Source organism: Pseudomonas nitroreducens (assembly GCF_024170165.1).
Classification (GTDB): domain Bacteria; phylum Pseudomonadota; class Gammaproteobacteria; order Pseudomonadales; family Pseudomonadaceae; genus Pseudomonas; species Pseudomonas nitroreducens_C.
The window spans coordinates 123,803-137,088 of sequence record NZ_JALJXP010000005.1; the positions used below are offsets into that span (position 1 = coordinate 123,803).

The window sequence follows — 13,286 nt, forward strand, 5'->3', positions numbered from 1 at the left end:
ACAAAGGGCGTTAGCGGCTGCTCGCCACGGCATTGCTTCCAGTGGAGCCCCACCCGCCGCCCAAGGCTCGAATGAGGTTTACCGTGGCAATGGCCTGTACACCCTGCAGGTCAATGGCGGCTCGCTGCGCCTGGAGAACCGAACGCTCGGCATCGATGACATCCAGGTAGGCCACTGCACCTTCGACGTACTGTGTACGTGCAATATCCGCAGCCCTGGACGACGCCGTTACCGCCTCTCCTTGAGTTCGGGTCTGCCTCTCCAGAATGCTCAGGTCTGAAAGGTTGTCCTCGACCTCGCGGAAGGCCATCAGGACTTGCTGCCGATAGTTGGCGACGTCCTCTTCATACTTCGCGCGGGCTGCCGCGAGATTGCCACTGCGGCGACCGCCATCGAAGATCGGGATGTTCAGAGCCGTACCGGCCAACGGCCCAAGCAGGAAGGTACGGTTACTCCAGTTGAACAGATCGCCAAGCGTAGAGCCTTCGAAGCCGGCCGAACCGGTCAATGACAAGGATGGGAAGAATGCAGCCTTGGCAATCCCGATACGGGCATTCGCCGCCGCCATCGCGCGCTCGGCGGCAGCAATATCCGGACGCCGTTCGAGAAGCGCCGAAGGAAGACCCGCGGGAACATGTACCTTCACACTTTCCAGAGGCTTTGCTGCCAGGCTGAATTCCGAGGGAGCCTTGCCCAGCAAAACGGCGAGGCTGTGTTCCGCAGCGGCACGTTGGCGAGCGACGGTCATGGCATCGGAGCGAGCAGTAGCCAACTCGGCACGGGCGCGGGATACGTCCAGCTCGTCGATTTCGCTGTCAGCAAAGCGTGTCTCCACCAGCTTCAACGCCTGCTCGCGCAACTCAACAGCATCGGCCAGTACACCAGCCTGAGCATCTAGCTGACGTACCAAGAAGTAGTTCTGCGCGACGTCGGCCTGCAGGGCGAGCTGTACTGACCTGAACAACGCCTCGCTCTGCTCAAGATCGGCCTGGGCTGCATGTACAGAGGACGATACTCGGCCGAACAGGTCGACCTCATAAGCGATACCGGTCTGAGCGCGAACCATGGTGTTCTGATAGGCGCTCGAACCATCCGGTTGAGCGGCTTCAGAAACACGTTGGCGCGTGGCCCCCACCCCGCCATCAATACTGGGGAACAGCCCACCACGGGCACTTTGGCTCAACCCTCGCGCCTCTTTGATACGGGCAGCGGCAGCTTGCAGATTCTGGTTGGCCGCAAGTGCTTGGACTTCCAGTGCATCAAGCGCAGGATCTTCGAAGACCTTCCACCACTCACCTCTTGCATTGAAGTCCGCCGGTTCAGCAGTTTTCCAGGTACCGAGCTCCGCCGCGGACAGTTCCTCCTTGAATGCCGCCGCGGCCGCGGCCTCGGGGCGTTCATAAGTTGGCTCAGCCGAGCAGGCGATCAGCGCCATAAGCAGACTGGCCAGGGCGCCCAGGCGAAGCGAACGATTAGTCAGAGTGACGTTCATGATTCAGTCCTCAATCGAGCATCGCTGCTTCGGCGGTCGGCCGATAGGCAGGCGTGGATAGATGAGAAGCGTCAGCGTCGAGTGGCTCGGTGTTGCCATGCTTGCCGTGCTTGTCGACCAGGTGTTCGAGACCCGACAGTTTGCGCAGCAAGACGTAGAACACCGGGGTAAGCAGCAGTCCGAACAGGGTCACACCGAGCATTCCGAAGAACACCGCAATACCCATGGCCTGGCGCATTTCCGAACCGGCACCACTGGAAACCACCAGAGGCACCACGCCCATGATGAAAGCGATCGAGGTCATGAGAATCGGCCGCAGACGCAAACGGCTAGCCTCGATGGCCGCCTGCACAACGCTGCGACCACTCATTTCAAGTTCACGGGCGAACTCGACGATGAGAATGGCGTTCTTCGCCGACAGCCCCACCAGTACCATCAGGCCGATCTGGGTGAAGATGTTGTTGTCGCCGTTGGTCAACCAAACGCCAGCCAACGCGGACAGGAGAGTCATCGGCACGATCAGCAAGATTGCCAACGGCAAGGTCAGGCTCTCGTACATTGCCGCCAGCACCAGGAACACCAACAGCACGCTGATCGGGAATACCCACAGGGCAGAATTTCCGGTCAGTACCTGCTGGTAAGTCAGGTCCGTCCATTCAAATTTGATACCGCGCGGGAAGACTTCTGCAGCGATGCGCTCGACTGCCGCCTCGGCCTGCCCGGAGGAATAACCCGGAGCCGGAGCACCATTGATATCTGCCGCCAGGAAGCCGTTGTAGCGCACGACCATTTCCGGCCCGTAAGTCGGCGATACCTTCACCAGGGACGACAGCGGGACCATTTCGCCGGCAGCGTTGCGAGTCTTCAACTGGCCGATGGACTCCGCGGTTGCGCGGAAAGGCGCATCCGCTTGGGCATGTACCTGGTAGACCCGGCCGAAGGCGTTGAAGTCATTCACGTACAGCGAGCCCAGGTAGATCTGCAGGGTGTCGAACACATCACGAACGGATACGCCCTGCTGCTTCGCCTTGACCCGGTCCAACTCGACATTGAGTTGCGGCACATTGATCTGGAAGCTAGTGAACATCGGGCCCAGCTCAAGTGTTTTCATCACCATCCAGTGCTCGCGCACGATCTGCAGCACGGGCCTCAGCACTTGCGAAGACACGCTCGTAGTTATACGTTCGGTAGTCGCTTTCTTCCTCGTCCATCACCACCATGACGCGTTCGAACTGCGCTCCCTTCACGCCGTGCTGCGTGGCATAGGGGGAAGGCGTACCGCGAGACCGTCCTAGGAAAGGACTGACGGAGAAGGCAGGCGGCCGAAAAGAGTCCCACCGCCGCCCGGAAAAGTATGGAGTTTCATACCAAAGTGGGGGTGTTACAGCACCCCCAGGACACGCTGCAGTATCTGAAAGCTCCGCACCAAAAAGCCCAGGCACTTGCCCAGGCTTTTGCCTTGCGACAAACGCTATCAGCTACCGAGTCGCTGTACCGCTCCCGGATCGATATCGGCATTGCCGTTGCGGGCGCGTTCTTCGGCCAGGCGTGCGCCTTCGGCCGCGGTCAGCATGAACAGCCGCTCCGGATCAGTGCTGCGCAGGTGCAATGCAATCTTCTCAGTGCCCTCCGCCACCTCGATGCTGTGTTGGCCGGCAGCCAGGCCCTCGACGATACGTCGTGCCGCTTCCTCGGCAGGCATGCCGTTATCGATATTGACGTCGGAACGACCGCGACGGGCGCCGTCGCCGCTCAGCGCATTGACTGCCACGCCGGTGCGCACCGAGCCCGGCAGGATCACGCTGACTCGGATGCCGTGGGCCTGTTCGACCTCAGCGCGCAAGGCTTCGAAGTAGCCGATCACGGCGTGCTTGGCGCCGCAGTAACCGGTGCGCAGTGGCGCGCCGACCTTGCCAGCCACCGAGCTGACGACTGCCAGTTGGCCGCTGCCCTGTGCAACCAGACGCGGCAGCAGCAACTGGGTCAGTGCGACTGGCGCGAGGTAGTCGACTTCCATCAGTTCCCGGTAGACCTCGAACTGGGTGTCCAGGGCGAGACTGCGCTGGCTGACGCCGGCATTGTTGATCAGGCAGTCGATCCGTCCCTGCCAGGCCCAGGCCCGTTCGACTATCGGCGGCAGCGCTGCGTAGTCGGTGCTTTCGAAGGGAAGTACCAAGGCCTGTTGCGGCGCCTGCTCGGCGACGGCCTGTAACGCTGACTCGCGGCGGCCAGACAGGATCACCCGCGCGCCCTGTTGCAACAACAGACGGGCCAGGGCCTCGCCGATGCCCGAGGATGCCCCGGTGATCCACACCACTTGCTGATCGAAAGCCATGTGCAACTCCTTCTTGTTGGGTAGTCGCAGTCTAGTGCGCGCTCAGTTGTTCGCGTCCTGTCCGCGCCGGCCAAAGCGCTGGCTCTGCAGGCAGTCACGGGCGCGATCTGCTTTACCTGGTGCCTTAACCAGCCAATGAGAATGACACTTTTTTAACAGCCTTCCGGCGAAGATCGCTGCCACTCTCGAAAGGCGCAGCGCTTTGTGTGCCGTATGGATCGTATGGATTGGAGCGGTGTTTGATGAAACGGTACGGAGCCTCGCTGGTCATCCTGGCAGCCCTCGGAAGCGCTGCCCTGCTGGGCTCCGCCACAGCGCTGGGCGCGTCCGATGACGACGGCATCGTGGTCTACGACGCCCAGCACGAGTCGCTGACCAAGGCCTGGAGCGAGGGTTTCACTCGCGATACCGGGATCAAGGTGACGCTGCGCAAGGGCGACGACATTGAGCTGGGCAACCAGATCGTCCAGGAAGGCAAGGCTTCGCCCGCCGATGTGTTCCTCACCGAGAACTCCCCGGCGATGATGCTCGTCGACCACGCCGGGCTGTTCGCTCCGGTCGATCCGGCCACCATTGCCCAGGTCGCCGCGCCCTTCAGGACGGCCGAGGGTCACTGGGTCGGTATCGCCGCCCGCTCCACGGTGTTCGTCTACAACAAGGACAAGATCAAGGAGTCCGAGCTGCCCAAGTCGCTGCTCGAACTGGCCGAGCCGCAGTGGATCGGTCGCTGGTCCGCCTCCCCCGCGGGTGCTGACTTCCAGGCCATCGTCGGCGCGCTGCTGGAACTCAAGGGCGAAGCCGTGACGCTCGACTGGCTCGACGCGCTGAAGGCCGGCGCGCGCAACTACCGGGGCAACAACGCCGTGCTCAAGGCGGTGAACGCCGGCCAGATCGATTCCGGGGTGATCTACCACTATTACTTCTTCGGCGACCAGGCGAAGACCGGCGAGAACAGCGGCAACACCGCCCTGCACTACTTCCGGCACAAGGACCCTGGCGCCTTCATCAGCCTGTCCGGTGGCGGCGTGCTGGCATCGAGCAAGCACCAGAAACAGGCCCAGCAGTTCCTGCAATGGATCACCGGGCCCAAGGGGCAGGCGATTCTCAGGGATGGCAGTTCGTTCGAATACGCCGTGGGTGAAGGCGCCCAGTCGAACCCGAAGCTGGTTCCGCTGGACCAGTTGGACGCCCCGGTCATCGATGCGTCCAAACTGGATAGCCAGAAGGTCGTCGACCTGATGATCCAGGCTGGCCTGCTCTAAGTGACAGCACAACAGTTCGGCCCCGACGAGCGCCTGCTCCAGGCCAGGGCGAAAACCTCGGCATCAACGTTGCGACGCTGGCGCAACGGCTCGGGACTGCCCTGGGTACTGGGTGCTGCCTTGCTGGTTTCGGCATTCGCCCTGCTACCGCTGATCTTCGTCGCGGTAGCCGGCTTCCAGGCCGGTATTCCGCTGATTTCCAAGCTGGTGTTTCGCCCCCGAGTGGCGGAGCTGCTGTACAACACCGCCCTCCTCGTCGTGATCACCGTTCCGCTGTGCGTGTTCCACGGCATCGCGATGGCCTGGCTGACCGAGCGCACCAGCCTTCCGGGCAGGCGTCTGTTGTCGTTGCTGGTGGTGGCTCCGCTGGCCATTCCGGCCTTCGTCCACAGCTACGCATGGATCAGTCTGGTTCCGTCGATCCACGGCCTGTTCCCCGCCGTGCTGGTGTCGGTGATTGCCTATTCGCCCTTCATCTACCTGCCCGCCGCTGCGGCGCTGCGCCGGCTCGATCCGGTGCTGGAAGATGTCGCCGAGTCACTGGGCGACCGGCCGCTCAAGGTGTTCCTGCGCGTCGTGCTGCCACAACTGCGCGTGGCCATCTGGGGCGGCTCGCTACTGGTCGGGCTGCACCTGCTGGCGGAGTACGGGCTGTACGCGCTGATTCGTTTCGACACCTTCACGACGGCGATCTTCGATCAGTTCCAGTCCTCGTTCAGCGGCCCCTCGGCGAACATGCTCGCCGGCGTGCTGGCCCTGGGCTGCCTGATGATGCTCAGCCTGGAATCGGCCACGCGCGGTTCAGCACGCTATGCCCGCCTTGGCGCCGGCAGCCCGCGTTCGCCACGGCAATATCGGCTCGGCGGGACCGTTTCGGCGCTGGTGCTGATCCTCTGTGCGGCTTTCACTGCCGCCTCCCTGGGCGTCCCGCTGGTGACCCTGGGCAAATGGCTCAAGGCCGGCGGCATTGCGGTCTGGAGCTCCAGTGAGCTGCTCAATTGCCTGGGCCAGACCCTGTTGCTCGGCGCTGGTGGCGCCCTGCTGACCACCGTGGCCGCCGTGCCCATCGCGTGGATTTCTGTCCGCGCGCCGAGCCGCTTCCAGCGCCTGCTCGAAGGCAGCAACTACATCGCCAGCGCGCTGCCGGGCATCGTCATCGCCCTGGCGCTGGTCAGCGTCACCATCCGCTTCGCCCAGCCGCTGTACCAGACCGTGTTCACCGTCCTGCTGGGCTACGTGCTGATGTTCCTGCCGCGCGCCCTGGTCAGCCTGCGCGCGGGGCTCGCCCAGGCACCGGTGGAGCTGGAGAACATCGCCCGCAGCCTGGGCCGCACGCCGATGCAGGCGCTATGGGGCGTCACCGTCCGTTTCGCCGCTCCGGGGGCCGCCGCGGGCGTCGCGCTGGTGTTCCTCGCCATCGTCAACGAGCTCACCGCGACGCTGCTGCTGTCGCCCAGCGGCACCTCGACGCTGGCCACCGCGTTCTGGTCGAAGACCAGCGAGATCGATTACGCGGCGGCGGCGCCTTACGCCCTGCTGATGATTCTGCTGTCCCTCCCCCTGACCGGGATTCTCTACCACCAATCCAAGCGAGTAGCAGGTCGATGAGCACCCTCGAACTGAAGTCCGTCTCCCGGTTCTTTGGCGCCTATGCAGCGATCGAGAACTTCAACCTGTCCGTGGCAAGCGGCGGCCGGGCTGCGATCGTCGGCCCGTCGGGCTCGGGCAAGACCACACTGCTGCGCCTGATCGCCGGTTTCGAGGTGCCCGACCTCGGGAGCATCACCCTCGATGGCGAGACGCTGGCCGGTGGCAGCACCTTCGTGCCCGCCCATCGCCGGGTCATCGGCTACGTGCCGCAGGACGGCGCGCTGTTTCCTCACCTGTCGGTGGGCGAGAACATCGGCTTCGGGCTGCCCAAGGGCATGGCGGCTCGCGAGCGGCGCATCCACGAATTGCTGGAGATGGTCTCGCTGAGCGCCGCCATGGCCACGCGCTGGCCCCATGAGTTGTCCGGCGGCCAGCAACAGCGCGTCGCGCTGGCCAGGGCTCTGGCGCAGAGCCCGAAGCTGATGCTGCTCGACGAACCCTTCTCGGCGCTGGACAGCGGCCTGCGCGTCTCGATGCGCAAGGCGGTGTCGAAGGTGCTGAGCGATGCCGGAGTCACCGCTATCCTGGTGACCCACGATCAGGAAGAAGCCCTCTCCTTCGGCGACCAGTTGGCCGTCATTCGCCAGGGGCGACTGGTCCAGGCCGGCGCGCCGAAAGACCTCTACCTGCGCCCTGTCGATGAGGAAACCGCGGCATTCCTGGGCGATGCCCTGGTCTTCCGCGCCCATGTGCAGAACGGCTGGGCGCGCTGTGCGCTGGGCAATGTGATCGCCGACAGCACCACGGTCAACGGCCACGCGCAGATACTGCTGCGCCCCGAACAGCTGCACCTGAGCCGCAGCTCGATGTTCCCCAACAGCAAGGACGGCTGTTATGGCGTCGTGGTGGGCAGCGACTTCGGCGGCGACAAGTGCACGGTGATGGTCCAACTGGAAGCGCCGCTGAAGGAAGACGAGATGACGATTCCGGTCCGGGTGCCGGCGATGGACTGCCCCGAGCCGGGGGCGCGAGTGCATATCCTGGTCAGCGGCGCCGCCCACTCCTTTTCGGCCGGCCGGCTGGACTGACCACGTCAGCAACCACAGCGAACACCTCCTGCCGGAGCGCGATCCGGCAGGACCTCAGTCCCAGCTAAGTTTCGCCCCGTAGGCTCTCCTCCACGCCACCCAGTTGCCGCGAAGGAGACGCCTCGCCATGAATCCCAGTACGAAAGCCTTTTGGCTGAACAAGGTCCCGGAGGTCACGCTGGCCTTCTGGGTCATCAAGATCATGTCCACCACCGTGGGCGAGACCTTCGCCGACTTCCTCGCCGTGGATGCCGGCCTCGGCCTGGGCATCACCACCGCGGCCATGGCCGCACTGCTGGCGGTTTCGCTGACCTGGCAGATGCGCACCCGCACCTACACGCCCTGGATCTACTGGCTGACGGTCGTCGTGGTGAGCATTCTCGGCACCCAGCTCACCGACATTCTCACCGACGTGCTGGACGTCAGCCTGTACCTCAGTACCGCGGTGTTCTCCGGCCTGCTGGCGATCAACTTCGGCGCCTGGTACGCCGTCGAACGCAACCTTTCCATCCAGGAAATCGTCACCCCGCGCCGCGAGCTGTTCTATTGGACCACCGTGCTCTGCACCTTCGCCCTCGGCACAGCCGCTGGCGACCTGGCGACCGAAGCCCTGAGCATGGGTTTCACCGTGGGCGTGATGCTGTTCGGCGCCCTCCTCGCCGCCACCTTCGCGGCCTGGAAACTCGGCGCGGACGCCGTGCCGAGCTTCTGGGTCGCCTACATCCTCACCCGCCCCTTCGGCGCCTCGCTGGGCGACCTGCTCACCCAGGCCAAGACCTATGGCGGCCTCGGCATGGGCGCCACCTGGACCAGCGCGATCTTCCTCTGCGTGATCCTGATTCTGGTGACCGTCGCCCAGCTCGGTGCCAGCAGTCAGCGCGTATCCCAGTAACGCATCCCCACTTATCAAGGAATCCTTCATGACCTACTTCAAGAGAATCGTCTGCAAAGTCGCCCTCGCCTCCGCCATCGCCCTGCTCGGTCTGGCCGCCGGTTGCTCCAAGCAGGACAGCCCCAGCGCCAGCCAGCAGGCCAGCGCCGGCCCCCGCGCGGCCACCCGGCTCGGCGATCTCGGCGAATTCCGCAGCATCGCGGCCGATGTCAGCGCCCTGGTCGACAAGAACGAACTGGACAAGGGCAAGGCCCGTATCAAGGACCTGGAACTGGCCTGGGACAATGCCGAGGCTGGGATCAAGCCGCGCGCCGTCAGTGACTGGCACACGCTGGACAAGGCCATCGACCGCGCACTCGATGCGCTGCGCGACAGCAGCCCGCAGCAGGCGACCTGCAAGGCCGCCATGGACGACCTGATGAAGGCATTTGATACCCTTCAGGGCCAGCGCCAGTCGTAAGCGTCGGCAGGCCCATTGACGGCTATCGTCAGAAGACACCGCCCCGGTACGGCAGCCGTACAGGGGCATTCGGGATTCAGGGGCGGGAACATGCGAATACTGCTGGTCGAGGACGACCCCATGATCGGCGAGGCCGTCGAAGGCGCGCTCAAGGATGCCGGCTACGCCGTCGACTGGGTCAACAACGGCCAGACCGCACTCTCGGCGCTCGCCGCCCAGGCCTACGATCAGATACTGCTCGACCTTGGCCTGCCCGGCCGCGACGGGCTGAGCGTGCTGGAAAGCATCCGCGCCCGGGACAACCCCGTGCCGTTGGTCATCATCACCGCGCGGGACAGCCTCGAAGACCGTCTGCGCGGCCTCGACGGCGGCGCTGACGACTACGTGCTGAAACCTTTCGAGATGGCCGAACTGCTGGCACGCATGCGCGCGGTCATGCGCCGCAAGGGCGGCACCGCTTCGCCCATCCTCAGCAATGGCGCGGTGTCGCTGGACCCGGTTTCGAAACTGGCCTGCAGCGCGGAGGCAAGCGATGTGCAGCTGTCCAACCGCGAATTCAGCCTGCTGCAAGCCTTGCTGATCCGCCCCGGCGCGATCCTCTCGCGCAGCGAACTGGAAGATCGCATCTATGGCTGGGGTCATGAAGTCGAGAGCAACGCCATCGAGTTCCTGATCCATTCGCTGCGCAAGAAGCTCGGAGCCCAGGTCATCAGGAACGTCAGGGGAATGGGATGGATGGTTTGCAAAAGCGACTGAAGGAGTCCGTGCAGTTCCGCCTGTCCCTGGCGCTGTCGGGGACCATCCTGGTGGTCGCATTGCTAGCCGGCATCTTCGCCTTCGTATCGGCCTACCGCGAAGCGCTGGAGATGCAGGACAACACGCTCAAGCAGATCGGAGCGATGTTCGAGCGCCAGCAGATGACCCTGCACTACCCCAATGACACCCACAGAATCGCGGGCGACAACGAGGAGACCCGGGTCGTCGTGCAGTACCTGGCCGACAGCGCCATCGCCCCCGGAGCCAACGACAACAGCCTGCCATTGCCCCTGCCGAGCAGCCTGAACGATGGCTTCTCCACCACCAGCGTTGGCGGCGAGGAATTCCGCGTGCTGGTGCGCACTACTGCAACCGGGCAACGCATCGCCATTGCCCAGGAAACCGAAAGCCGCGACCGCGATGCGCGCGAAAGCGCCTGGCGAGGACTGATCCCCTTCGTAATCCTCATCCCTGTGCTGCTGCTGGTGATGAATGACCTGATCCGCAAGCTGTTCCGCCCCATTGCCACGCTGTCGGCCGAGATCGACCGGCGCGATGAACAGGACATGGCGCCTATCGACGCGCGCCACCTGCCCACCGAGATACGCTCCTTCGCCCTCGCCATCAACCGCCTGCTCGGCCGGGTCGGCAAGTCCATGGAAGCCCAGCGCCGCTTCGTCGCCGACGCGGCGCACGAACTGCGCTCGCCACTGACCGCGCTGTCACTGCAGGCGGAGCGTCTGGCAGCGGCGGAAATGTCCGGGCTGGCCAGGGAGCGCCTGGCCAAGCTGCGCCAGGGCATCGAGCGCGGCCGCAATCTCATCGACCAGTTGCTCGCGCTGGCCAGCGCGCAGTCATCCAGTGCCACGACCCCCGCGCGAATCTCGGTACACAAGGTCTACCGCGCAGTGCTCGAAGACCTGCTGCCGGTCGCCGAGAAGAAGCAGCTCGACCTGGGCGTGGACGGCGACGACTGCGAGATAGTGACCAACGAACTGGACCTGCAGACCCTGATCAAGAACCTGGCCGACAACGCGGTGCGCTACACCCCCGCCGGCGGCCGGATCGACCTGCGCGTGCTGCGCCAGGGTGCAACGGTCATCCTGCAGGTCGAGGACAGCGGGCCGGGCATTCCCGAGTCCGAGCGCGAGCGGGTTTTCGACGCCTTCTACCGGGTGCCCGGAAGCGACGAGATCGGCTCAGGCCTGGGCCTGTCCATCGTCAAGACCATCGCCAGCCGCGCCGGCGCCAGCATCGAGCTGGATTACTCGGACAGCACGGCGAAAACCGGACTGTGCGTTTCGCTACGCTTCCTGACTGCGACCTGATCGGCACACATCTGGCCCGCACGTATCTGACAGGTACGTACCCGCCCTGCCCCGGCCCGCCTCAGGGCCAGCTAAGTCTTCCCTCGTAATCTCGCGGCTCCAGCCAATGATCGTCCACGCGACCTTCGAGGAACCGAGCCGATGCGCGAGATCACGCTCCCATCCCCGTGCCGACCGGGCACGACCATCCCGGGCATCGCAGGCGCCTTGCCCGCGGCGGCCTACCCCGCCCTGTTGATTGCCTTCGTGCTGTGTTTCCTGGCGCCGCTCGGCCTGCACGGACTGTGGATACCCGACGAGTCACGCTACGCCCAGGCAGCCCAGGAAATGCTGCACGGCGGCAACTGGGTAGCGCCGCACTTCCTGGGGCTGCGCTACTTCGAGAAACCCATCGGCGGCTACTGGCTGATCGCGATTGGCCAGGCGATCTTCGGTGACAACCTGTTCGGCGCACGGATCGCTTCCGCCGTGACCACCGCCGCCACCCTGGGGCTGATCTTCCTGCTGGGCCGCCGCCTCTGGAACGACGCCTGGAAAACCTGGACGGCCTGCCTGCTCTACATGAGCTACGGCCTGGCGGCCGGGCAGGCCGGCTACTCCAACATCGACCCGCAGCTGACGCTGTGGATCACCCTCAGCCTGGTGGCGGCCTGGTACGCCATGGAGGGAGGCACCGCCCGCGAGCGCTGGACCGGCTGGGGCCTATTGGGCATAGCCTGCGCCATGGGCTTCATGACCAAGGGTTTTCTCGCCTGGCTGCTGCCGGTGATCGTGGTGGCTCCCTACGCGATACTGCAACAACGCTGGCGCGAACTGCTCAAGGGCGGTCCGCTGGCAATTCTCCTGGCCGTGCTGCTCAGCCTACCGTGGGCGCTTGCGGTGCATCACCGCGAAGCGGACTTCTGGCAGTTCTTCTTCTGGAACGAGCACATCCGCCGCTTTGCCGGAGCCAAGGCGCAGCACGCCGCTCCGTTCTGGTTCTTCGTCCCGATGCTGTTCGCCGGCGCCTCGCCCTGGGCCCTGCTGGTGGTGCCCAGCCTGCGTCGTGCCTGGCGTGAGCGCAAGGAACGGCGCATCGCGTTCCTCGCGCTCTGGCTGGCGATGCCCTTCCTGTTCTTCAGCCTCAGCAAGGGCAAGCTGCCGACCTATATCCTGCCGTGCTTCGTGCCGCTGGCCCTGCTGATGGCCAACGCGCTGGTGGACAAGGTTCGGCAAAGGGACCTGTTCGCCATCAGCGGCAACGGGCTGTTCAACCTGGTCGCGGGAAGCCTGGCCCTGCTCGGGCTGATCTTCCTGCAGCTGGTGCATCCGCTGTACAGCGGCCAGCCTCTGCAGCTGTCCCTCGCCTTGCTGGTTTGCGGCGCCTGGGCTGCCAGTGGCTACGTGCAATGGATGCGCCCGGCGCGGCACTGGTACGCACCGGCACTGGGGTTGTGGGTTCTGATTGCCCTGTTGCCGGCGGCGATGCCGTTGTCGGTGGTCGATAACAAGATGCCGGACCAATTCATTGCGCGGCACCTGGGCGAGCTGAAGGGCGCCAGGAGCCTGTTGAGCAATGAGCTGGGCGCCGCATCGGCGCTGGCCTGGCGACTGGATCGCAGCGACGTCACCCTGCTCGATGTGCAGGGCGAGTTGCAGTACGGCCTGGCCTATACCGATGCCGCCGAGCGCAAGGTCGCTTCGGAGAATGTCGGGCGCTGGATTGCCCAGCATTCCGAGCAAGGTCCGATCGGGATGGTGCTGGATCTTCCGGCGAAGTCCGGGGCCGATATTCCCTCCTGGATTCCGTCGGATGCGGAAGTCTTCCGGGAGAACAATCTGCTGATCGTTGTGACCCGCTCCCACGAAAGCAAACGTCCAGTTTCATCGAGTAAATCACCCTAGAAACGGATCAGCGCTGCTGAGCGGAAGCGCCGGCGAGAACGCAAGATCCGCCAGGCGGGGCTTTCAGCAGTATTCTGAAACCGCCAAACGTAACGCGTTACCATTTCCGGAGGCTGATTTCGGTAACGCGTTACAGCGATCGGCGCAGCACCTTCAGGCGCAGCCCGCCACTACAACCCCATCGGAGCTCCGAATCTGT

At 64.5% G+C, this 13,286-nt stretch carries 10 protein-coding genes and 1 pseudogene; 8 read left to right on the forward strand and 3 right to left on the reverse strand.

From position 1 onward, the window contains the following. Nucleotides 1–10: 10 nt before the first annotated feature. From J2T47_RS11885 to J2T47_RS11895, 3 genes and pseudogenes are all read right to left on the reverse strand, one after another. Nucleotides 11–1,492: an efflux transporter outer membrane subunit gene (locus tag J2T47_RS11885; RefSeq protein ID WP_253446475.1), complete on the reverse strand. Its 1,482-nt coding sequence runs from the start codon at nt 1,490–1,492 to the stop codon at nt 11–13. Between the two features lie 10 nt (nt 1,493–1,502). Further along, a pseudogene (locus J2T47_RS11890) lies at nt 1,503–2,606 on the reverse strand (efflux RND transporter permease subunit); the annotation flags it as partial. A 360-nt stretch (nt 2,607–2,966) separates the two neighbouring features. Further along, nucleotides 2,967–3,827, reverse strand: a complete 861-nt coding sequence (locus tag J2T47_RS11895) for an SDR family NAD(P)-dependent oxidoreductase (protein WP_253446478.1) — start codon at nt 3,825–3,827, stop codon at nt 2,967–2,969. Between the two features lie 242 nt (nt 3,828–4,069). On the opposite strand from J2T47_RS11895, the gene J2T47_RS11900 reads away from it, so the two are divergent. From J2T47_RS11900 to arnT, 8 genes are all read left to right on the forward strand, one after another. Next, nucleotides 4,070–5,089: an iron ABC transporter substrate-binding protein gene (locus J2T47_RS11900; RefSeq protein WP_253446481.1), complete on the forward strand. Its 1,020-nt coding sequence runs from the start codon at nt 4,070–4,072 to the stop codon at nt 5,087–5,089. Nucleotides 5,090–5,158: 69 nt separating this feature from the next. Next, complete coding sequence (locus J2T47_RS11905) at nt 5,159–6,697, forward strand: ABC transporter permease (protein WP_253447307.1); 1,539 nt, start codon at nt 5,159–5,161, stop codon at nt 6,695–6,697. Next, a complete protein-coding gene (locus J2T47_RS11910) occupies nt 6,694–7,767 on the forward strand; it encodes an ABC transporter ATP-binding protein (RefSeq protein ID WP_253446484.1) in 1,074 nt (357 codons plus the stop codon). The genes J2T47_RS11905 and J2T47_RS11910 overlap by 4 nt, the downstream gene beginning before the upstream one ends. A gap of 127 nt (nt 7,768–7,894) precedes the next feature. Further along, nucleotides 7,895–8,659: a COG4705 family protein gene (locus tag J2T47_RS11915; protein ID WP_253446487.1), complete on the forward strand. Its 765-nt coding sequence runs from the start codon at nt 7,895–7,897 to the stop codon at nt 8,657–8,659. Nucleotides 8,660–8,687: 28 nt separating this feature from the next. Then, complete coding sequence (locus J2T47_RS11920) at nt 8,688–9,119, forward strand: hypothetical protein (RefSeq protein ID WP_253446490.1); 432 nt, start codon at nt 8,688–8,690, stop codon at nt 9,117–9,119. A gap of 90 nt (nt 9,120–9,209) precedes the next feature. Next, complete coding sequence (locus tag J2T47_RS11925) at nt 9,210–9,875, forward strand: response regulator transcription factor (protein WP_253446494.1); 666 nt, start codon at nt 9,210–9,212, stop codon at nt 9,873–9,875. After that, nucleotides 9,851–11,203, forward strand: a complete 1,353-nt coding sequence (locus J2T47_RS11930) for an ATP-binding protein (protein WP_253446497.1) — start codon at nt 9,851–9,853, stop codon at nt 11,201–11,203. The genes J2T47_RS11925 and J2T47_RS11930 overlap by 25 nt, the downstream gene beginning before the upstream one ends. A gap of 141 nt (nt 11,204–11,344) precedes the next feature. Beyond that, complete coding sequence (gene arnT, locus J2T47_RS11935; RefSeq protein ID WP_253446500.1) at nt 11,345–13,087, forward strand: lipid IV(A) 4-amino-4-deoxy-L-arabinosyltransferase; 1,743 nt, start codon at nt 11,345–11,347, stop codon at nt 13,085–13,087. The last annotated feature ends 199 nt before the right edge of the window (nt 13,088–13,286 follow it).

Bases quoted from the DNA above. Each gene is read 5' to 3' on its own strand.
- J2T47_RS11885 (WP_253446475.1), bottom strand. From the start codon at position 1,492: ATGAACGTCACTCTGACTAATCGTTCGCTTCGCCTGGGCGCCCTGGCC.
- J2T47_RS11910 (WP_253446484.1), top strand. From the start codon at position 6,694: ATGAGCACCCTCGAACTGAAGTCCGTCTCCCGGTTCTTTGGCGCCTAT.
- J2T47_RS11915 (WP_253446487.1), top strand. From the start codon at position 7,895: ATGAATCCCAGTACGAAAGCCTTTTGGCTGAACAAGGTCCCGGAGGTC.
- arnT (WP_253446500.1), top strand. From the start codon at position 11,345: ATGCGCGAGATCACGCTCCCATCCCCGTGCCGACCGGGCACGACCATC.
- J2T47_RS11920 (WP_253446490.1), top strand. From the start codon at position 8,688: ATGACCTACTTCAAGAGAATCGTCTGCAAAGTCGCCCTCGCCTCCGCC.
- J2T47_RS11925 (WP_253446494.1), top strand. From the start codon at position 9,210: ATGCGAATACTGCTGGTCGAGGACGACCCCATGATCGGCGAGGCCGTC.
- J2T47_RS11900 (WP_253446481.1), top strand. From the start codon at position 4,070: ATGAAACGGTACGGAGCCTCGCTGGTCATCCTGGCAGCCCTCGGAAGC.
- J2T47_RS11895 (WP_253446478.1), bottom strand. From the start codon at position 3,827: ATGGCTTTCGATCAGCAAGTGGTGTGGATCACCGGGGCATCCTCGGGC.
- J2T47_RS11930 (WP_253446497.1), top strand. From the start codon at position 9,851: ATGGATGGTTTGCAAAAGCGACTGAAGGAGTCCGTGCAGTTCCGCCTG.